The organism is Rheinheimera faecalis (assembly GCF_021290965.1).
GTDB classification, from domain to species: Bacteria; Pseudomonadota; Gammaproteobacteria; order Enterobacterales; family Alteromonadaceae; genus Pararheinheimera; species Pararheinheimera faecalis.
This window is the reverse complement of record NZ_JAJOYT010000001.1, coordinates 304,004-325,870: the sequence shown is the minus strand read 5'-3', so window position 1 is coordinate 325,870 and position 21,867 is coordinate 304,004. Positions and strand designations below refer to the sequence as shown.

14 protein-coding genes and 1 tRNA gene are annotated in these 21,867 nt (G+C 47.7%); 4 read left to right on the top strand and 11 right to left on the bottom strand.

Features of this window, described 5'->3' with window-relative positions; genetic code table 11:
• Positions 1 to 48: 48 nt before the first annotated feature.
• The 3 genes from LSG34_RS01455 to manD form a co-directional block, all read right to left on the bottom strand.
• Positions 49 to 2,706, bottom strand: coding sequence for a TonB-dependent receptor (locus LSG34_RS01455; protein WP_233007049.1), 2,658 nt, complete (start codon positions 2,704 to 2,706; stop codon positions 49 to 51).
• A 177-nt stretch (positions 2,707 to 2,883) separates the two neighbouring features.
• A complete protein-coding gene (locus LSG34_RS01450) occupies positions 2,884 to 3,906 on the bottom strand; it encodes a LacI family DNA-binding transcriptional regulator (protein ID WP_233007048.1) in 1,023 nt (340 codons plus the stop codon).
• Between the two features lie 197 nt (positions 3,907 to 4,103).
• Positions 4,104 to 5,312 carry a D-mannonate dehydratase ManD gene (gene manD / locus LSG34_RS01445; protein ID WP_233007047.1) on the bottom strand — a complete coding sequence of 403 codons (1,209 nt, stop codon included), beginning with the start codon at positions 5,310 to 5,312 and terminating at the stop codon, positions 4,104 to 4,106.
• Between the two features lie 186 nt (positions 5,313 to 5,498).
• Between manD and LSG34_RS01440 the strand changes: the two genes are divergently transcribed.
• Complete coding sequence (locus LSG34_RS01440) at positions 5,499 to 6,236, top strand: FadR/GntR family transcriptional regulator (RefSeq protein WP_233007046.1); 738 nt, start codon at positions 5,499 to 5,501, stop codon at positions 6,234 to 6,236.
• A 49-nt stretch (positions 6,237 to 6,285) separates the two neighbouring features.
• Here LSG34_RS01440 and LSG34_RS01435 read toward each other — a convergent pair whose 3' ends face one another.
• The 3 genes from LSG34_RS01435 to LSG34_RS01425 all read right to left on the bottom strand — a co-directional run bounded on the left by LSG34_RS01435 (position 6,286) and on the right by LSG34_RS01425 (position 9,365).
• Positions 6,286 to 7,656 (bottom strand): sensor histidine kinase, encoded by a 1,371-nt coding sequence (locus tag LSG34_RS01435; RefSeq protein WP_233007045.1) that lies wholly within the window; start codon positions 7,654 to 7,656, stop codon positions 6,286 to 6,288.
• Positions 7,657 to 7,851: 195 nt separating this feature from the next.
• A complete protein-coding gene (locus LSG34_RS01430) occupies positions 7,852 to 8,535 on the bottom strand; it encodes a response regulator transcription factor (protein ID WP_233007044.1) in 684 nt (227 codons plus the stop codon).
• Entirely contained in the window at positions 8,535 to 9,365 is an 831-nt protein-coding gene (locus LSG34_RS01425) for a MipA/OmpV family protein (protein WP_233007043.1), read from the bottom strand. Before LSG34_RS01425 ends, LSG34_RS01430 begins: the two co-directional genes overlap by 1 nt.
• A gap of 252 nt (positions 9,366 to 9,617) precedes the next feature.
• On the opposite strand from LSG34_RS01425, the gene LSG34_RS01420 reads away from it, so the two are divergent.
• From LSG34_RS01420 to LSG34_RS01410, 3 genes are all read left to right on the top strand, one after another.
• Complete coding sequence (locus LSG34_RS01420; RefSeq protein WP_233007042.1) at positions 9,618 to 10,796, top strand: efflux RND transporter periplasmic adaptor subunit; 1,179 nt, start codon at positions 9,618 to 9,620, stop codon at positions 10,794 to 10,796.
• Positions 10,797 to 10,808: 12 nt separating this feature from the next.
• Positions 10,809 to 13,910: an efflux RND transporter permease subunit gene (locus LSG34_RS01415; protein ID WP_233007041.1), complete on the top strand. Its 3,102-nt coding sequence runs from the start codon at positions 10,809 to 10,811 to the stop codon at positions 13,908 to 13,910.
• 63 nt (positions 13,911 to 13,973) lie between these two features.
• Entirely contained in the window at positions 13,974 to 14,963 is a 990-nt protein-coding gene (locus LSG34_RS01410) for an aspartyl/asparaginyl beta-hydroxylase domain-containing protein (RefSeq protein ID WP_233007040.1), read from the top strand.
• Positions 14,964 to 15,047: 84 nt separating this feature from the next.
• Here the strand turns inward: LSG34_RS01410 and LSG34_RS01405 are convergent, their stop codons facing one another.
• The 5 genes from LSG34_RS01405 to LSG34_RS01385 form a co-directional block, all read right to left on the bottom strand.
• Positions 15,048 to 15,233, bottom strand: coding sequence for a hypothetical protein (locus LSG34_RS01405; RefSeq protein WP_008899526.1), 186 nt, complete (start codon positions 15,231 to 15,233; stop codon positions 15,048 to 15,050).
• Between the two features lie 269 nt (positions 15,234 to 15,502).
• Positions 15,503 to 15,579, bottom strand: a tRNA-Val gene (locus LSG34_RS01400).
• A 111-nt stretch (positions 15,580 to 15,690) separates the two neighbouring features.
• Positions 15,691 to 16,530: a DUF4434 domain-containing protein gene (locus LSG34_RS01395; protein WP_233007039.1), complete on the bottom strand. Its 840-nt coding sequence runs from the start codon at positions 16,528 to 16,530 to the stop codon at positions 15,691 to 15,693.
• Between the two features lie 17 nt (positions 16,531 to 16,547).
• Positions 16,548 to 19,583 carry an NfrA family protein gene (locus LSG34_RS01390; protein ID WP_233007038.1) on the bottom strand — a complete coding sequence of 1,012 codons (3,036 nt, stop codon included), beginning with the start codon at positions 19,581 to 19,583 and terminating at the stop codon, positions 16,548 to 16,550.
• Positions 19,580 to 21,805, bottom strand: coding sequence for a glycosyl transferase family protein (locus LSG34_RS01385; RefSeq protein WP_233007037.1), 2,226 nt, complete (start codon positions 21,803 to 21,805; stop codon positions 19,580 to 19,582). The genes LSG34_RS01390 and LSG34_RS01385 overlap by 4 nt, the downstream gene beginning before the upstream one ends.
• Between the last annotated feature and the right edge of the window lie 62 nt (positions 21,806 to 21,867).

Genomic DNA, 21,867 nt, shown 5'->3' with positions numbered 1-21,867 from the left:
TCTGATCAATAAAGAGCCGACAGATGTTGCCGGCTCCTGCAGTAGCACTTACAGACTAAAATTCGCGCCCAAATAGTAACTACGGCCAATCACACTGGTAGTTTGCCAGGCACGGGTTAGCTCATCACGATAAGCTTCTTCATCTTTGCCATTGAGGTTCAATGCACCAAAACGCACTGACCACTGCTCACTGATATTCCAGCCTAACAGTACATCGATCTGATTACGACCTTCAACAGTGCGGCCTTCACGGGCGAAGAACGCATCTGTGCTGTCCTGAACGTAAGGACTGCGGTGATTCAAGGATACACGGGCACTGTAATCTTCATTTTCCCAGTAGCCTGTGATATTCCAGGTTTGCTCTGAAGAATTCGTCAGTGTAAAGCCTTCGCTTTCATCAACCAGAATGCGGGTGTAGTTAGAACTTAAACCAAAACCTGGCACAGGCAACCAGTTATCCAGCCCCAGGTTCCAGCCGACCTCATAACCTTTTACGGTCAGTTCAGAGCTGTCGTTGTAAATGGCGGTAATGTCATAGATATTACCTGCGCTGTCGACACAGTCAGAACCTGACATACTCAGCGTCGCGCCATTGTATTGTTCAGGGCAAACCAGCTCACTGACAGTGCCATTTTTAATGTCTTTCTGGAACAGGTTCAGGGTCAACGAATCACCTTCGCTGTAATACCACTCCCAGCCTAAATCCAACTGATTAGCCGTCAAAGCGGCCAGTTCAGGTTGGCCCAGATTCACTGTGTAAGTGCGGGTACCAAAAGAGTTAGCCGCTGAGGTTTCAGAGGCAGCCAGCTGAGTATTGGACGTTAACATAGGACGAACCAGTACTTTAGCTGCTGCCAGACGGACCTGCATATCGTCGTTTAATTCCAGCACCAGGTTGGCACTTGGCAGGAAGTTGTCGTAATTAAAACTTTGGGTGGTCTCACCTATCGCCAACTTAATTTCTTCGTTATCCGGGTGAGTATCCCCTGTAATGTAGGTATTGATATCACGCTCGGTGCGCTCATACCGGCCACCGAAATTACCGCGCAGTGGCAAGCCGCCTACCTCGGTTTCAAAATCAGTCATCAGGTAAGCAGATGAAATCGTTTGATCAACAGAGTAGCTGGACTGAGCTGCAAATAAGGTCGGTACTGTTACACCTTCAGCTGTTAACGCGTCACGGTAGGCCATGATGTTAGGCGCTATCCAGCTGTGCTGAATGTCCATTTTGTTATCAAGGAAATCCGAAACTATATAGCCATATTCTGCCATTGAAGGTAAATCGGCCGGGTCTGCATCACCAATAGCGGCCCTGTCGGTACGATAAACTTCCCTTTCCATGGTTTCGTTACGGTATTTGACACCAGCAGCCACACTGGTCAACCAACCCCATTCCAGCCCGCGTTCTGCGTCGAACTGTACTGCAGTTTCATCCGACTCTGTCAGACGACTGGCACCGTTCGGGTATTCATTACGTGGCATCACTGTTGGATATAACGCCGGATCAGCCAGATTATCAGCAATATTAAAACTGATATTGGATGGGTCAGTAATGTCCAGATTAGCACGTGAAATTACAGTGGCCAGAATGGCCGCTTCTTCGTTGTGTACAGCTTCACCCGCTGTGTGATGGAGCACACTGCTGAAGTTCCAGTCTTGCCAGTCATATTCCAGCTCTAAGGTATAAGCTTCTGAAGTGGCGTCTTTATCTTCCAACTGACGGTTATTTTCAGTGGTAAAGTTATCAATCTGAATGCTGTTATAGACACCATTGACCGCATCGCCTAAACGGGTGATCTGGTTGGCATTAAACAGAAACACCTGCTGATTTAAATCCTGCTTGGTATCGTCCCCTGCATAGACTGTGGTCAACTTCGCTTCAAAAGCGCTGGTTGGTTTCCACTGCACAGTGCCGTTAAATAATTCACGCTCTGTTTCACGGTCGATACGGCGATAACGAGGACGGCGTGGTGTGACTTCATCTGTATCTGAATCAACAAACCAACGATCCATCCAGAAGTTATCTACTCTGTCGTCCAGTTCCTGATAACCAAAATTCAGCAATACACCTACAGTGTCATTAGCAAACTGGTCGATATAAGTAGCGTTAGCTTTTGGAGTGATATCGTCTGTTGGTGAAAACTCAGAGTACTGACCTTTACCTGAAAGTAAAATTTTACGCTCGCTAAAAGACAAAGGCGAAGCGGTATCAATATTGATGGTGCCTGATAAACCACCCGCATCCATATCAGCTGTCGGAGATTTGATCACCTCAATAACAGAAGCCAATTCAGTTTGAATAATGTCAAAACGAAAACCGCTGGTGAAATCTGCACTGGCCATAGTCTGACCGTTTAAAGTGGTGCGGGCATATTGAGAACCTAAACCACGTACGCTGATTGTTGAGCCACGGCCGTTGACGTTAGAAATTTGTACGCCTGGAATACGCTGAATCGCTTCCGCAATGTTTTCGCTTGGAAACTTACCTATATCTTCAGTGGTGATAGCGTCAGTCACTTTTGTATCCTGACGTTTGATATCGGCAGCTGCTGCCAGACTGCCGCGGAAGCTGACCTGGATCACTTCGACGTTTTCTTCTTCAGCCGGCTTGTCTTGTGCATAGCTGATTGCTGGTACAAATAAAGTCGCCAGAATAGAAGCGAGTACTGTCTTTTTTCCTAACTGATGCTGATTCAACCTGTTCATGCCTGTGCTCTCTGCGTTGCTAATAGTTATTTTGTGATCGTCTGTTTCTCTATCCGGATCTTTCTGATCGGTGATTTATTCATCACTCAGATTTTAAATTAGCACCACCCTGTCAACGTTGTCAATAATAAATATGACAACGTTGACAACGATTTTAAGTCATTGATTTACAAAGGTTTATATGATGGATGATACCGAATCGCGTAAAACCAGATGCAATTTAACGCCATAGTGTGACGGCTGTTGATCGGGTTCTTGCATCAGTGCAATCAGCATAGATGCTGCTTTGGCGGCGATTTCCGCATTAGGTTGATGGACCGTGGTCAGACCTGGCCAGGTTTGTCGGGAGAATGGACTGTTTTCGAAACCTACTATGGATAAATCCTGGGGTACAGCAAGTTCGCGTTTGCGGGCAACAAACAAAGCACCTGCCGCAATTTCGTCGTTACAACCAAAAAGTGCCGTGGCTTTATTGTCCAATTGCAGCAATTGTTCTGTCATCTCAACGCCAGAGTCAAAGGTGAAATTACCACAAATCACCAGCTCATCCTGTACCTCAAGACCGGCATTTTTAAGCGCAGCACAATAACCACGATAACGGCCCAAAGAGGATTTGTGATCCTTGTGATAACCCAAAAAGGCAATACGGCGATGGCCTTGAGCCAGCAGATGTTCAGTGATCTCCTGCCCCGCTCGCTCATCGTCCACATAAATGGTTGGGCAAAGCTCATCCGGTGGTTCAGCACCTGAAACAATACGAACCACTTTGGCTTGTTGCTCCAGCAATTGCTTCACCAGTTCTGTACTTTCAGACAAAGGCGGCGTCAGGATCACTCCACCCACCAGATTGGTAGCGATCATACTGGTGAGTTCATGACGGACCTGATCTGAGCCAGAATTCGTTGGATGGATCACCAGCTCAAAACCTTTTTCGCGGCATAGGGACAAAATACCGTTTTGCATTTCAATCACATAGTGGCTATTCGGATTGTCGTAGACAAAAGCCAAAGAAAAAGGAGCAGTACGCATCAGACGGGCCGTGCGATTCGGCTGGTAATTCAGCTGTTCAATCACAGCCTGTACTTTGGTTCTAACCTCATCACTGACCCAGGCTTCGTTATTCACCACCCTGGACACACTTTTAAAGGAGACACCCGCCAGGCGAGCCACATCTTTGATCGTAGGTTTTTTAACCGGCATAGCTTCCAATCTGCAGTACAGACTTAAATGAGTCGTCATAAGTTACGGAACTGGCTGATAAAACTTTACAATTCCAAGCTAAGCAACTTTATACCTTCACCCAAAATCTGTCCAAAGATCTTTTTACTGTCGCGTATTATTCCAATCAAAGTAACAGCTGATGGCACAGCGGCCATCGGCATAGCGCAATGACAAAATTACCAGTTAAACATGGTGCCATCTTCTAACCGGTTGACAGGAAGATAAGCACGTTGGTACGGGTATTTAGCAGCCAAAGCTTCATCTATATCGACACCATGACCTGGCGTTTCACCTATTTTCAGATAACCATTGTCAAAGTGATAGTCATGCGGGAATACCGCATCGGTTTCCGGCGTATGGCGCATATATTCCTGAATACCAAAGTTTGGCACCCAGGTATCAAAATGCAGCGCAGCCCCCATAGTCACAGGGCTTAAATCTGTTGCACCATGGAAACCAGTACGCACATGATACAGCTCAGCCAGATGAGCAATACGGCGTAAATGGGTGATCCCCCCACCGTGCACTATGGTAGTGCGGATATAGTCAATCAGCTGTTCGCTGATCAGTTGCTGGCAGTCATGGATAGATGCAAACACCTCACCCACAGCTATAGGCGTAGTGGTATGGTGACGGAATAAACGGAAACCTTCCTGCAGTTCAGCGGGTACTGCATCTTCCAGCCAGAATAATTTATAGGGTTCTAAAGCTTTACCCAACTGAGCTGCTTCAATAGGCGTTAAACGATGATGGGTGTCGTGTAATAAGTGATGTTCAAAACCATAAGTCTCACGCAGAGTTTCAAACAGCTTAGGCACAGAGTTTAAATATTTGCTGGTCGACCAGAGGTTTTCAGTCGGCAAATTACCATCGGCAGGTTCGTAATACATTTTATCGCCGGACACACCATAAGTGCTGGCAAGACCCGGTACGCCGGTCTGAGCACGGATCGCTTTGTAGCCCATATCGATATAACGCCCTACTTCAGCCACGGTTTCGGCTATATCACGGCCATTGGCATGACCATAGACCATCACCCCATCACGGCTGCGGCCCCCCAGCAACTGATACAACGGCATATTGGCGGCTTTGGCTTTAATGTCCCACAGCGCTACGTCTATTGCAGCAATAGCTGTCATACCAACAGGGCCACGACGCCAGTACGCACCACGATAAAAAAACTGCCAGATATCTTCGATACGGCTGGCATCACGGCCAATCAGACAAGGGATCAGGTGATCCTGCAAATAACTGGCCACAGCCAGTTCACGGCCATTCAGAGTCGCATCCCCTATGCCATATAACCCCTGGTCTGTGGTGATTTTAATAGTGACAAAGTTCCTGCCCGGGCAGGTGACAATAACTTTTGCATCAATAATTTTCATACTCTTCCTCAAAGTGACGGCTGACGACAAGGCTGCAACAGACTCAACAGTGGTTTTGACTGTCAGGCTTGAATTGTGCCGGTCGACAGATTAGATTGGTCGGGCCTATTGATTAAAACTAACATTTGGCCTGTCCAATTTGCAATATTAAATATTTGGACAGACCAAAATAAATTTGAAGCCAAGATGACACAAACAACAGACTCTCCAGTGAAGCTCAGTACAGAACGAAGCCAGACCAATAGCCAAAGGCTGTATTTAGTGATCGCCGATAAGCTGGCGCAAAACATTGCCAAAGGTGAACTCAATCCGGGCAATCGGCTGCCTGCAGAACGCGATTTGGCGCAGCAGTACGACGTCAGCCGCCAGACAGTGCGCGAAGCATTAATAGCGCTGGAAGTCTCAGGGCTGGTGGAAATTAAACCGGGATCAGGGGTTTATGTACTGAAATCTGCTGCATTAAAAAGCTCCATTTTGGCCGATGATGCCCCTGGCCCGCTGGAAATTATGGAAGCTCGCTTGTTGGTGGAAGGTGATGCAGCGGCTTTAGCTGCAGAGCGAATCAGTAATGAAGAGTTGTTAAAACTCAAAGCTTATTTAAACCAGATGACAGCTTTGGTTGCAGCACAAAAAACCTCTGAAGCCGAAGCTTTTGACGGCAAGTTTCACCAGTTAATTGCCAGCGCAACCCGCAACAGCGCTTTGCAGTCTATGGTCGAGTGGTTATGGACTTTACGTGAATCATCAGAGATAAGCAGAGCGTTTACAGAAAAAGTGCGCCGCCAAATGGCAGGCCCTAATATTCAGGCGCACGAAAAAATTTATCAATGCCTAAGCCGCCGCGATGCAACGGGCGCCAGAGCAGCTATGCAGGAACACATAGCTCAGGTCACTGAAGCTTATGTTTTGTTGATTACGGACTGAAAAAACACTGAAGTAAAAAGAGGTGGAACACTAAATCGGCCTGTCCAATTTAGTGCTCCACTGCTTCAGTAGATAAGGTAAATGAAAGTCCTGGTTCCGCTTTGTATGCGGACAAAGTCCAGTGGTGTGTCACGGCAATTTCCTGACAAATAGCTAAGCCCAGGCCAGCTCCAATGTCACGTCTATGTTCTCCCCGCCAAAATCTGTTAAACAGTTGGGATAATTCATCCTCTGCCACACCTGGTCCAAAATCCCGCACCGTCAGGCTATCGGCAGATAAAGTCAGTATCACTTCTGTGCCTGCAGGTGCATGCTGAATAGCATTCTCCAATAAGTTCTTTAATAAGGTAAACAAAGCGCCTTTGTCCGCTTGCCACTCTGCCCCGTCGCTTTGATCATTGAGAATCAGCTTTACCGCAGCTGCGTCAGCCATACGCTGCAGGTAAGATAAAGCCTCGACTGCAATCTGTGATAGCTCCACAGTACAGAATTTATAGTTTTGTTCTTCGCTAACCTCAGTTAACAACAACAGCTGTTGTACCTGACGTGACATGTACTTGACGTCACTTAGTAGCCAGTCGCGTTCTTCATTTTCCGGCATTAATTCAAGCTGAGCCCGGATCAAGGCCAGTGGTGTTTTGAGTTCATGTGCAGCAGTGGCCAGAAACTCCTGCTGCAAACGGTATCCCCTCTCAAGTCTGTCTAAAGCTATGTTAAAGCTTCGGACCAAAGGCGCAATTTCGGTTGGCACATGGTCTTCCTGCAGGCGTTCCTGCAAAGAACGGGGCGATATTAAAGCTGCTGCCTGAGATAATTTAAGCAAAGGCCGCAAGGTATAACCCAGGGCAAAATGTACACAGGCGCCAAAAACAAAAAACAGCACTAAAGATAATAAAATCAGGCCATCTTCAATAAAACGTAAGGCAAAGGTATCGTGGGCGAAAAACATAAATCGTCTGCTGACTGCGACCTGAAAAAACCAGGTTTTGCCATTATGGACTCTGACGCCATTAGCAGCATCCATCATGATGCCATTTTGTTGAAACTCAAAGGGGCCAGCTTTTAACGGCAGTTGATCCGCTGCAGACCAAAACTCCGGAGCAGCCCTGGATGCAAGCGCAACCTGCCCGTTTTGATCCATAACTCTAAAGGCTATTTCGTTATACAAAGTCTCAAACAACCAAAGATATTCTTCGTCAGCCACCTGAACAGGAACACCTTGCGCATTAAATTGCAGATTTTCGGCCAGTTCGCCGGAAAAATCATTGATATCGTTTTCTGACAAGATATTGCTCTGAAATCCAAGTGCAGCCAACACCACCAGAGCGATCAGGCTGACACTCAGCATCATGCCCGCCACATAAGCCAGCTGCATTTTGACGCTGATACTATTGCGGTGCAGGCGTCTCACCAAACGCATCATATCCAACCTCTGACACCGCAGTTGCTTAAGCATTCAGGTCTCACCAAACACATCATATCCAACCTCTGACACCGCAGTTGCTTAAGCATTCAGGTCTCACCAAACGCATCATATCCAACCTCTGCCACCGCAGTTGCTTAAGCATTCTGGTCTTACCAAACGCATCATATCCAACCTCTGACACTGAAACTATTAAGGTATTTTTGGCTCCGCAAGCGCATAACCTACTCCTCTTGCATTGATAATCTGACAGCGCGAACCAATAGCGAGCAGTTTCTTACGAATACGGTGTAACACCACATCCAGCGCATTGGGAGTCACGGCTTCACTTAAACCCCAGGCGGCAGCCTCTAACAGATTATGCCGCACCGTCTCACCAGGTTTTCGCATCAGTACAAACAATACCTGCATTTCAGCCTGAGACAAAAGCTGGCTTTTGTCAGCACACCAGATCAGGTTTGATGAGGGTTGCAGCACTAAATCGCCATAACCAGGCTCCAGAGACTGGCGTTCGGCAGGCCGTCTTAGCAAGGCTTTCACTCTGGCAACCATCTCTTCCATCGCAAAAGGTTTGGACAGATAGTCATCAGCACCAGCGTCTAAACCATTAACCCTGTCGTGCAACGCATTACGCGCCGTCAGCACCAGGCAGGGAATACTGTTACCCGCAGTTCTGAGCCGCTGCAGTAAGTTCAGGCCATCGCCATCAGGTACGCCTCTGTCCAGCACCATGGCCTGATAAGGCACTTGCTGCAAGGCTTGCCATGCGTGATCAATACGTTCAAAACTATCAACCACTATGCCAGCAGGCGCCAGACCCTTGCTGATCAGCAGGGCCAGGCGTTTATGATCTTCAAGCAGAAGGATACGGTTCATCAGAAACGATAAATATAGCCAAGCATCACCCGGCTCTCTGTGGAACTGTCGACCAAGGGGCTGTCCTTGATTTCGGTCGCAAGGCTGGTCACAGCCAGGTCCAGCATAATCATCTGTTTTTGATCAATCCTATAAATACCGCGTAGCCCAACTTCAGTATTCAGCCCGGCTTCGCCCTGATAAAAAGGTCTGCCAATTCTGACTTCATCAGCGCGGACACCATAGTAATAGTCCACATAGTTTTTATCGACGCGGCTTAATACCACTCGAGGTGTTAACATATAACTTCTGCCGATATGCCAGGTTCTTTCAATGCCAAGATTAAGTACAGAGCCATCACTGTCACCTGAGACTTCAGTCAACCACTCAAGGCTGACAGTTGCAATGTCATTCTGCCACTCTACCTGAGCACCAGCCCAAAAACCGCCTTTACGCTCTTCCATACCGTTAAGGATAGGGGTTTCATCTGGATCATTGTCAGAAAAATCGTATTCTCCGACCAGATTGAAGTTGAATTTATTGGAGTCATTCAACTCGAAGCTTGGCAATTTATACTTCAGATTAGGGCCGAGAACCTCAATATACTCATTCTCATAAGAAATAAAAGGAATGACTCTGGTTTCGCTGTCCATATCTGTATAAGCCTTCTGGCTGGACACTACACCTAAACCCAGGCCCCAGGACGATTCTTGCTCGCTGTCAGATTCCTGAGCAGCAAGAGGTAAACAAAGCAAAGCAATAGCTGCAGCCAGACTGCGGTTAACATAGGCGCGGGTAACATAGGTGCGTTTAACGTAGCTGCGTTCAGTGCGATACAACTGTGATGACATAAAAAGCTTCCTTTTGAATAGTGGTCAATAAAGCCACCTCATCATTCAGCCTTCTGACTTACACAAGACTTACAACAGCAGTTAAATTTTATTTTTATGTTCAAAGCACCTCGTAAGTTTCCTGAAAGCTATTGCATCCGATAGTGCGGTATCCCCACTTTTTGGATGAGATCACCAGATGCTTTTTAATCAATTCGTTACCAACAAACCATCAGCGATTTGCTTCCTTTGTTTTGTACAAGGAGCAAGGCAATGACAGCGAAAAAACAACAGCTGCTGATTATTGCAAGCCTTGTGCTGATAACTGTCGCCTCTGCGTTAGTTCTGACGCAGCAGGATGCAGATACAGCTGAATCCGCCTCGCAGCCAGGCATACAAAACACCACCGAAAAACCTGTACTCGCAGTTACAGCCACCAGCCCAAAAATGTCGATGGTCACTTCAAAGGTTTCGGCTCACGGCAATATTGTTGCCTGGCAGGAAGCCAGTATTGGCACTGAAGCGGATGGTCTGCGGCTGACAGAGGTGAAGGTGAATGTAGGTGATCAGGTGAATAAAGGTCAGATTCTGGCCGTCTTTTCCTCAGCCACATTACAGGCTGAACTGGACTTAAGTCGTGCAGACAAAGCCGAAGCAGAAGCTTTGTACACTGAAGCCCAGGCCGACCTGAAACGCACAACAGAACTGAAATCCAGTGGCGCTTTATCCAGCCAGCAAATTCAGCGTTACATCACAGCAGCACAGTCAGCCAAAGCACGGCTGGAAGCGGCCAAAGCCAGACTCAAGACCCAGGAGTTACGTCTGGCTCAAAGCCTCGTATTGGCGCCGGATCAAGGCATTATCTCAGCCCGAACCGCCACAGTTGGAGCCGTATTGCCATCAGGTCAAGAATTATTCCGGCTCATTAGAGGGGGCCGGCTGGAATGGCGTGCAGAAGTGTCTTCGGACGACCTTTCAAAACTCCACCCTGGCCAAACAGCACTGATCACGCTCTCGGACGGCAGCAATATTCAGGGGTCTTTACGCATGCTGTCCCCTATTGTTGATACCCAAAGCCGCAATGCGCTGGTCTATGTCGACCTGAAATCCAAAGGTACAGCGCGCTCCGGCATGTTTGCCCGCGGACAATTTGAGCTGGGTTCCACTGAAGTCATGACCTTGCCATTGAGTGCTGTGCAGCTGCGGGATGGTTTTAGTTATGTACTGCTTATAGGAGCGGATTCAAAAGTCATTCAAACCAAGGTAAACACAGACCGTCGCACTGCAGATCGGATAGAAATCACCAGTGGTCTGAAGCTCTCAGACCAGGTGGTTGCAACAGGAGGTGCCTTTCTCGGTGATGGTGATTTGGTCAGAGTGATTGCAGAACAAAACTCCGCTGAAAAAACAGCTGTCACTTATCCGGGGGCCGACTCCGGCCCGATGATGTAACAGGACTATCAGATGAATTTGAATATATCGAGCTGGGCCATACGAAACCCCACTCCAGCCATTTTGTTGTTTGTTTTATTAACCTTTGCAGGTTTGTTAGGTTTTCAGTCGATGAAAGTTCAGGATTTGCCCGATCTTGAACTGCCGACAGTTACAGTCACGGCCTCTTTACCAGGCGCCTCTCCTTCACAACTGGAAACCGATGTAGCGCGAAAACTGGAAAACGCTTTAGCGACGGTGCAAGGAGTCAGGCATATCTACAGCAACCTGACGGAAGGTGAAGCCCGTCTGACTATTGAATTCAGGCTAGAGCGGCCCATTCAGCAAGCTTTAGATGATGTGCGTGATGCGGTAGCCAGAGTAAGAGCCGACTTGCCCGCTGATTTACGTGACCCTGTGATTAAAAAAGAGGAACTCTCTGGCTCCCCTATTCTGACCTATAGCATTGCCTCGTCACAGTTGGATGACGAGGCCTTATCCTGGTTTGTCGACAATGACATCAGCAAAACCCTGCTGGCGGTCAGAGGTGTTGGTTCGGTCAGCCGGGTGGGCGGTGTAAGCCGGGAAGTTCGGGTGGATCTCGACCCTAACCGCCTGTTGGCTTTTAATACCACTGCCGCTGATATTTCGCGCCAGTTGCGCCAAATCCAGCAAGAAGGATCCGGAGGTCGCACCGACTTTGGTGGTATGGAGCAGTCCGTCCGAACTATTGCTACTGTCGGCTCAGCAGAAGAAATAGCCTCTTTAGATATCACATTAAGCGATGGTCGCCGTATCCGGCTGGATCAGGTCGCCCATATTTCTGACACCGTTTCACAACCACGTTCTGCCGCATTTTTAAATGGCGAAGCCGTGGTAGGTTTTGAAATTGTGCGGGCATTGGGCTACGGCGAACTTGAAGTGGCAGAGGGTGTTCGTGCGGCTTTACAGCAACTGAAGCAACAAAGACCAGATATTCAGGTGACTGAAGTTTTTAACCTGATTGACCCTGTCACTGAAAACTACGATGGGTCAATGCAACTGCTGTACGAAGGGGCTTTGCTGGCTGTTATCGTCGTTTTTCTGTTTCTGCGGGACTGGCGGGCTACCTTTATCGCAGCTACAGCGCTGCCACTTTCTGTGATCCCGACCTTTGCTGTGATGCATCTGATGGGCTTTAGCCTCAATACCGTCACCCTGCTGTCTTTGTCTTTAGTGATTGGGGTATTAGTGGATGATGCCATTGTTGAAATTGAGAATATAGAACGGCATTTGCTAATGGGGAAACGGCCGTTTCAGGCAGCAATGGAAGCAGCCGATGAAATAGGTTTGGCGGTGATTGCCACCACTTTTACGCTCATTGCCGTATTTCTACCCACAGCTTTTATGAGTGGAGTTATTGGTAAGTTTTTTGTGCAATTTGGCTGGACAGCTGCAGTTGCAGTGCTGTTTTCTTTGCTGGTCGCTCGCCTACTAACGCCAATGATGGCGGCTTACCTGTTAAAAGCGCCAAAGCAGCAGGTAAAACCAGAACCCGCCTGGATCCGCTATTACCTGAAACTGATGCACTGGTGCTTAGCCCATAGACGCATCACAGCCACTGCGGCACTGGCCTTTTTTTGTGGTGGTTTATTTTTGGCGACTCAACTGCCGGGTGACTTTATGCCGGCAGACGATAACCAACAGACGCAGGTCACTCTTAGCCTTCAACCTGGCACTAAACTGCAGGAAACCATCACTCTCGCCGAACAAGCCCGCAGTATTGTTGCAAAGCATCAGCAGGTGAAACAGGTGTACACAGCTATAGGCAGCGGTAGCTCGGGTGAAGAAGATGAAGGTGGCAGTTCTGCATCCGGTGTCGGCACTGCGGTGCTGACTTTAACTCTGACGCATCGCAGCGAACGTTCAGGAGTGCACAAACAGCAGATAGAACAAGAATTACGGCAGATGCTGGCAGTAGTACCAGGAGCGCGCGTTAAAGTGGGTTTGGGTGCTGGCGAGAATTATTCACTGGTGCTTGCCAGTGAAGATAGTCATCAGCTTGAACAACATGCACTGCTGGTTGAGCGTGACCTTCGCTCTATCCCAGGCATTGGGGCTGTCATTTCCAGCGCCAGCTTAGTGCGGCCAGAGTTGATTATCAGACCTGACTTTACCAAAGCGGCCGATTTGGGTGTGACCTCTTTTGATATTGCCGATACGCTGCGGATTGCGACAGCAGGCGATTATGATCAGGATTTGGCCAAACTGAATCTGAGTAAACGTCAGGTTCCTATTGTAGTTCGGCTCAATGATGAAGCCCGCGCCGATTTTGAAACGCTCAAACGCCTGCCTGTTCCGGGTGCACGCGGACCTGTTGCTCTTGAAAATGTGGCGACGCTGGAGCTCAGCAGTGGCCCTTCGCAAATTTCCAGATTCAATCGTATGCGCAATATCAGCTTCGAAGTGGAGCTAAACAACCAACCTTTAGGTGATGTTGAGCAAGCCATACTGGCTTTACCCAGCATAAAGAACATGCCAGCTGGTATATCGCAAAATGCCTTGGGTGACGCCGAAATGATGGGCGAATTAGCCACTGGTTTTGCCATTGCGATGCTGACCGGTGTGCTTTGTATTTATATGGTGCTGGTGCTGTTGCTCAAAGATGTGTTTCAGCCACTCACCATTTTAACTGCTTTGGTGTTGTCTGTACCCGGTGCCTTTCTGGCGCTTTTTATCACAGGTTCCACCTTGTCACTGCCCGCTATGATTGGCTTGATTATGCTGATGGGCATAGCCACCAAAAACTCTATTCTGCTGATTGACTACATCATTATTGCCCAGAGCGAACATCAGCTCAGCCAAAGAGACGCCATTGTGGATGCCTGCCGCAAGCGTGTCCGTCCTATAGTGATGACCACTGTTGCCATGGGTGCTGGCATGCTGCCTATAGCCCTTGGCATGGGAGGCGACCCAAGCTTTCGCGCTCCTATGGCCATAGTGGTGATTGGTGGCCTTATTACCTCTACTTTTCTGAGTGTACTGGTGATCCCCGTGCTGTACAGCTATGTCGATGACGGCGTGCAGCGGCTGAAACCTTTAGTTTCGCGTAACCAGATCCCCCCAATACCAGCTACGCGTAACCAACCGCTATGAAAACTATCCGGATAGTCCTCTTAACCCCGCTATCCAAAACCACTATAAGTTCAGGATTTTAATATGAGTCTCAGCCTTTTTATTATCGCCATAGTCGCACTCTACTGCATCGCCTCCGTGATTTATGTTTATCGCTGGCGTGGACAAGCGCGTTATCAGTCTCTGACCCAATACCTGCGAAAAAGCTGGCCTGTGTTTGCGCCACTAAATTGCCTACTGTACATGACGACAAAAGCCGAAGCCCGCAAGAGCCTGTTAGATGCGGCCTACCTGAAGAATATTTCTGTGCTAAGGGACAACTGGCCCATCATCAAAGAAGAAGCCTTAGCGCTGCAGGCAACCGGTGCCTTTGAGGCCATCAAAACGCCTGGCTCTGTCGGTTATTACGATGTAGGTTTCCGCACTTTTTATAAAAGAGGCTGGAGCAAGTTTTATCTGATGTGGTACGGCACCACTCATAACTCGGCGAAACGCTTGTGCCCACAGACAGTGGCTTTGCTAAAACAAGTGCCAGGCATACAAGGGGCGATGTTTTCTATTCTGCCACCAGGTTCAGAACTCAGCCTGCACGCAGACCCTATGGCCAGCTCGCTGCGATATCATCTAGGCTTGGACACACCAAATTCCACCGACTGCTATATCAATGTAGATGGCGTTCAGTGCAGCTGGCAGAACGGCGAGGATTTTGTCTTTGATGAGACCTACCCTCACTATGCAAAAAACAATACTGAAGCATCAAGGTTGATCTTAATGTGTGATGTAGAGAGGCCGATGAATAGCTTTGGCCGGGTGTTTAACATGCTCTATCGTTTTATCATCAAAGGCACTCTGGTGCCTAATACTGCAGAAGATAAAACAGGCGTATTCAGCGCTTTATTTGCAGCCATCGCGCCTTTACGTCAAAGCACACTGAAACTGCGCTCTGAACGGCGTCAACTTTACAAGGTGTTGAAACTGACATTGAACTGCAGCCTGATGGCGCTGTTGTTTGCTATCTTATTTGCGTTTTTTAGTTTGTTTGAGGTGTTTTTATATGAAGCCTTGTGGTTGTAGAGATGCTTGTGGTTATGGAGATAAAAATGATTTGAAGCGTTCAGCTGCCCTTATAGGGCAGCTGCGGTAGAACCTGAATAAGGGCTAAATCAGCGCAACTTCAATGTCGTCCTGGTCAAAACCAAACACGCTACCATCAAAGTCTACCGACAAACGGCAGCTGTTACCCGGTGAAGATATCCGGACTATATGCCCAACCTGACCATAACATTCGCTGGTTGAGTCAATAACTATTACATCAAGACCCACAGTCCACAGTGGTTTTGTCATCAGTTTCTCCCGAATTGACGCCTGATTAATACAACAGGTATTAATCATGAGCCGGGTAGTGTACGCGAATTGGCCTTTTAAAGCGAGATAAGCTTGCAACTGCTTTACCGGCATGCTAGAGACAGAGTTTGTTATCCGGCTGCAAATTCAGAACGAACTCAGCGTGAACCCAGTACTTAGCAGCTTCTGGCGAGAAGCCCTTAGAAGATGTGCTGATGTGAGTAAAAACAAAAACAGCACCCGTAAGGTGCTGTTTTTGTTTAGGAATTTGGTGCGTCCTAGTGGACTCGAACCACCGACCCCCACCATGTCAAGGTGGTGCTCTAACCAACTGAGCTAAGGACGCATTGCTGTGTTGCAACGAAGTCGTCACAACGGGCGCTATGTTATGCAGCGACCGCTTTGCTTGCAAGCACTTTTTTTAAAAGTGCTGTTGTTTGCTGTTATTTTAAACGCTTCAAGGCGTTATGACGCTTTCTTGCGGGTCTGTTAAAGGAAGTTTGCCTGCAGCTGCAGACATATAACGCAATTCAAAATAAATCACAGGATGACAACTGTCAGCTTGTGTCTGCTTTTCTGCTTCAGTTAAAGCGCGGGCCTGGAATACTTCTCCCGGTTTTGAACTTTGCCGGAATTGCTCCCGGATCAGCGGTATAGTACAAGGCAGTTGTTGTAACAACTCCTGCCGCTTCGGTTCTGAAACCAGAGCTGCACCGGCTCCATCCTGCACCCAAAGCTGTAATCTGTCGCTTTGCAACTGACGAGCTGATTCCAGCCAGTTTCTAACCGGAACTTTGCCATTAAAATACAAACTGATCGCCACAGGCTTATCTAATACTTCACTTAAGCCTTTGAGTTCGCGGATTAACCAGGTGAGATAAGAGGCCGATACAAAATCTGTATCGTTCAGCTCCATCGGTAAATACCAGCCTTTAAGTTGAAGTAGTGGCTGTTGTTTTAACAAACTCAGCCAGTGGCGCCGCACTTGTAAAGACAACAGCATTTGCTGTTTAAAATATGCCTGCTTCTGTGCCTCAGCACTGTCTATTTTTTTAAAATAAGCAGGGTCAGCATATAAACCAAGCCACAGCGGGATCTTTAATTGCTGCAAAGCGGAAAATAACGCAGCAGAAGGTCCTTGTGGATCAAAGAAGCTGACCTCGCCATGTTGCCCCCACTGCAATGCAAGTTCTGTCATGCCCTGTTGTTGCGCGGCACTTAAGATCTGCAGCCACTGCTCTGTACTGACGTTCTTGTCTCGCAGTAAGGGCTGATAAAAGACAATGCCCGCCCACACTTTAGCTGGGCCTAAAATTAATACTGATAAGACAGCTGCAAAGATAAAGCGTGCTGATCGGTGCTTAAATCGCCCACCATTTGATACTGCCATTCAAGGTTCATCTCCAATTTATGCCGGTAAGCGTCATAGTGCGTTTCACCCAAACCAATTCGTGACTGCAGACCCAATCCAGTGGTCCACTGCCAGCCTTCAGCATTCAGATTGGTATCCAGGGCCTTTTGTTTTCGGTAGTCCAGCTGGCTTAACACATAAGCACGTGTGACCTGAAACAGGCTATCGTCGTAACGAACCACCTTGCCTTGTTCAAACTTAGACTGCAACAGAATTTGACCATCCACAGGCCAATAGACAGCGTCGACAAATAACTTACGCTCGCGCCAGTGATCCTGCTCTGGTTGCCATTCAGATTGCCATTTACCCTGATTCAGAAAATCGCCGGTTAAACGCACCAAAGCACGCCAGTCTCCCTCACCTAAAGGGTATTGCTGCAATGCAGCGCTTAACCATAAGTTGGTATGCTGCAGAGGCTTATAGGCCGCACCAAACTCCTGGCCAAAGTTGCGATAATACTGCTCACTACTGCCATTGGCCGATACTTGCAGGTACAAACTCTGGTCGCGATTTAAGGTATCGGTAAAGTGTTCCAGCCGCACTGAGGCTTCGTTACGCACAGGATCCAGATCAGGAGCCTGCTGTGCAGCACTGCCAAGTACCGTCAGACTGGCACCATGGCGTAACGCTTTACTGGCTGTCAGCTGCCAGTTTTTAGCTATGGTCTGATGGTAGCGTTTTAAGCGATACAATTCTGTTTTACTCAGCGCATTTTGTTTTTCAGCTTGATGCTGGCGGTCAATGGACTGCTTTAACCAATACAAAGTGTCTTCGGCATCCTGCTCTTCAGCGGATAAATAAGCCACTTGTCCGGCAATGGCGACATCCTTGGCATATTGTGGTTGTTTTGCGGCATAACGCAGATGTGCCAAAGCTTCTTTGTTGCGTTTCATGCCCACCAACAAGTAGCCATAGCCTGCATGTAACTCAGCTTGTTCAGGAGCTTTGGCAAGAGCGGCACGCCAGGCTTGTTCGGCCGCCGGAAAGTTGTGCATCGCCTGATAAATCCAGGCTTTTTGCAAATGCAATCTGACCCATTGCTCTTTGTTTGTCCGGACTATTTTGTTCAGATAGACCAAAGCGGCTTCATTCTGTTGTTTACGCTTTAACGCCGCCGCTTCCAGATACCAAGCGGCCTGATCAGCACTAGACACTAACAAGTACTGCTCGCCTTTTTCCAGCTCATCCAACTCAAGCGCCAGCTGCGCTGTATTTTGCTTATCTTCATCAGATAACACACTGAGATCTAAAGAAGTAAAAGATAAAAATGCAGCAGCAGGGTCATTTAATTTTTGCTGTAAATAAGCAATATTCAACACATCTGTGTCTTGCCCCTGCAACTGATGGGCTTTTTGCCAGTGCAATAAAGCAAACTCTGCATTTTGCTCTTCCTGGCATAACGCCAGGCTACGCCAGCCCGATGCAGTATTGGCTTTGCCCGACAACATAGTCAGGGTTTTATCGCAACGCCCGGTCAGACGCCACAATTCAGCGCGTTCAGCAGCCAGGACAGCCCAACTGTCAGTTTTTGCTAAAACGGCAGTATCAATAGGGTTTTGTTGTTTTAACAGTTCCAATACCCGCTCTGGTAACAGCTTTTTTTGTTGAGTTTCAGTATCAAAAGGCAAAGCTTTTGCCAGCAGTTGCAGAGCTTTTTCTGACTCTCCCGCCAAAATGTACTGGTAACTCAACTCATCCAGCGTAGGCGCACTGGCTTTATACTGATGCAGCTTCTGCATCGACTGCATTTTCACAGGCCCTGCAGGCAAAGCCTGAGCGCTTGCCAATACCAGCTCGTACTGAGCTGATTGTTTTGGATCGTCCAGCAGCTGTTGCAGTACTTGTTGATATTGTCCGGCAGAGAGCCGTTTTTGCGCAACCAGACGGCGTTGCTGCGCCTGTAAATGCTCAGCAGCCAGATACTCCTGACTGATTTCATCAGCACTCAGCCATTTTTCCGCATACACCAGCCAGCTATCAGGGTTATCAATAGATGGGCATTGCAAAAACAAGGCTTTCGCCTGATGTTCTTCGCCAGCTTGCATATACAAATCAATACGCTGCCAACAGTTAAGTTGTAGCTGCTCTGCTAATTCAAAAGCCATTGGCCAGTTATTCTGCAACAAAGCCCACTGTAACTTTTGCTGTTTTTCATCCGGAGTTAACTGGTGATGAGTTTCTATAAAGTCAAAACTTGTCAACGCAGCAGTCCAGTCCTGCAAGGCTATTTGTTGCTGCAACAACTGACGGTAATACATCAGCGCAGCTTCAGATTTTGGCTCTGACTCAATCAGTAAAAACGCTTGATCGGCCTGCCCTTTTTGCACCAATGCCATCACCAGCCTGGTTTTGTCTTCTTCAGATAACTGGGAGTCGTCTAAAGAGGATAAATCACGAATCACCTGATCCGTCAGACGTAAGGATTCAGCCAACGCAGCATGTAATTTCAGCACTTCTGCAGGAAGCGGTCTTTTTGTTGCCAGCCACTGGTAGGCTTGTTGCTCTTGTTTTAATGCAATAAGCCTGGAGCTTACAAGCCGGGCTATCTCCAGTTGATCCTTTGCATTGAACAGAGGCCAGAGCAGGTCTAGCCCGGGCAAGTCAGGTAACGACTGTTTTTGTAATTGCAACTCAAGCAAAAGTGGATATAAACCCTGCTGCTCTGACTGAGGGATTTGTTGCAATGTCGATGTAGCAGCGGCTTGATCTTTCGCTTCAATCTGATAACGCAACAACAAAACCAATAATTCTGGCTGTGCAGGTACCAGAGCCAGCGCTTTATGGATTTCGGCAATAGCCCCTGTTACATCGTCTTTTTGCTGTAAACGGTAAGCTTTTTCAATGTAAGGGTAAGTGCGGAACTTCTGATAATCCGTCATCGCTTCAGCAGAAACAGACGCAGTGAAAACCAATAAAAATACAACCAATATCCGTATCAAACTACAGCCTCCTGCCGTTGATTTATCGTTTCAGGTGCTAATTCCTGCACCAACTGCTGTATGGTTTTACGCCGTTGCTGTTGTAGCTTGACCACTTGTGCCAGATTTTCTGCAGTGACAATGCCCTCCTGGATCAAATAGTCACCTAAACGCAAACCACTCTGATGGTCAAAACTAATCAACACCTGATTGACCACAGCGGGTTCCAACAAGGCAGCCTGTACTAAAGCATCACCAAAAGACAACTGACTGGCCAGATAACTTTGAGTCAGGATCAGCAGATCAGATTCGCTGATCACACCTTGAGCTAAGCACTGCTGCAGATACAGATCCGGGTTCAGATTTTCTTCCTGCCTGTACCAATGCCGCACACCTAAACTGACGACACCATAAGCACAAATACACAACTGCACTTTAAAACCTGTCTGGCGTTCAATTTGGGATAAAGCCACAGGAGACAGTTGGCTTTCCCGCACTAGCATTAAGACACCATTCTGAAGTTTGACTGGTAACACCATATATTTCAGCGCCAGACGTTCAGGCAAGCTGCTGATAAGCTCCGCATCTAAAGCAAAAGGGTCGGTTTCAACATAAGGTAATTCCAGTTGCCCGGCCACGGCCTTACCCAATTGAGTGGGCGTCAGCATGCCTAATCTTAATAAGGACTGTCCCAACCGCTCACCTTTTTGTTGCTGCTCTAAACCAAAATCCAGCTCTTGTTGCGACAAGGTCCCTTGCGCAACCAGAATTGAACCAATGGAGCGGGTCGCGCGGCTTTGACTGATGCTTGGGTATTCATGAGAGGTTTTATCCCAGGCGACACGACGCGGATCACCATGTTGTAATACCTGCTTCCAGGCGCGCACATTGGCGAAGAAGTTAATCACATTGCCCCACAGCTGACGAGGTACAGACAACAATGCCTGCCCTATGCCGTAATACCGGCGAACAAACACCATACGCTGAAATAAACGGTTGATAAAAAAGATGAAGTTCAGGCCGAGCAAGGTTTGAACCAAAGGGTCATCAACAAAAATAGATAAAAAGTGATAGCCATCAGCCACCAGTTGATCGTACAACCAGAACAGACATAACTGCGCAAAAATCAAGGTGGAGATAAAGCTGACAAAATAGGTAATCACACCTTTGCGATCGCGCCATAAGAAATAATTTAACCGCCAGTCATCAACCCAACGGTGGGTTTTAAAGCCCTGAAATACAATACCTATGATCCAGCGACTTTTTTGCCTGACAGCCGTATGAAAGGTCTCAGGAAAATACTCACGCACACAAACTACGTTACCGTCACTTTTACTGCGACTGCGGCTTGTTTCGGCGTGGCGGGCCAACGCATTATCTGTCACAGGGAAACGAACAAAAATTTCTTCCATCCCCCAGTGTTTCAGCCGGAACCCTATGTCGTAGTCTTCTGTTAAAGACTGCACGTCAAAAGGTAAACCATCCCCCTCCTGTGATAATTTGATGATAGCGCGACGACTAAAACAGGTCCCTACTCCAGCGCTTGGTACCTGACCAACCATAGACTCGCGTACGACAACATCTTTGCCATGGCTTTCAGAAAATTCATCCAGATAGTGCCCGGAGGTGAAAGCAAAAGGACCTTTAGCAAAAGGGTATACCGGCAGTTGGATCAAATCTTTTTTCGGCAACAGATAATTAAACAGCCGTAATTCCATAGCCGACACCACATCTTCTGCGTCATGCAAAACAAAACCTGCGAATTTCACCTGGGTGCGGCGCTCAAAGTCCAGGATAGAGGTAATAATATTGTTCAGACAATCCGCTTTGCTGGTAGGGCCTGGTCGTGCACATACCACCTTGTGTACATGAGGAAAACGGGCGCATGCCGCGTCAACATCAGCCTGAGTGGCAGGGTCATTAGGATAAGTACCGACAAAAATCTGGTAATTTTCGTAGTCCAGCTCAGCAGCAGCAAATTCAGCCATCTTGCCTACCACCCCAACCTCTTGCCAGGCCGGTACCATAATAGCTATGGGATGCTCTTTTAGATGAAACAGTTCCTGCTCGTCAAACTTCTTGGTTTTTCGATAAAAACGAAAATAACGCCCCCAATGCCGCGCCCAGTAATACAGATCAATAAAGACATCATCCAGCGCAAACACCAGAAGCAATATCATCAGCACAACCACTATATAACGCAGCAGATATAGATAATTCGCGAGCAGATCGACCAGCAGCATTTCCACACCATGACAAGCTATTTCTAGCGAGCTAAAAACCAGATATGGAATAGATCTTACCG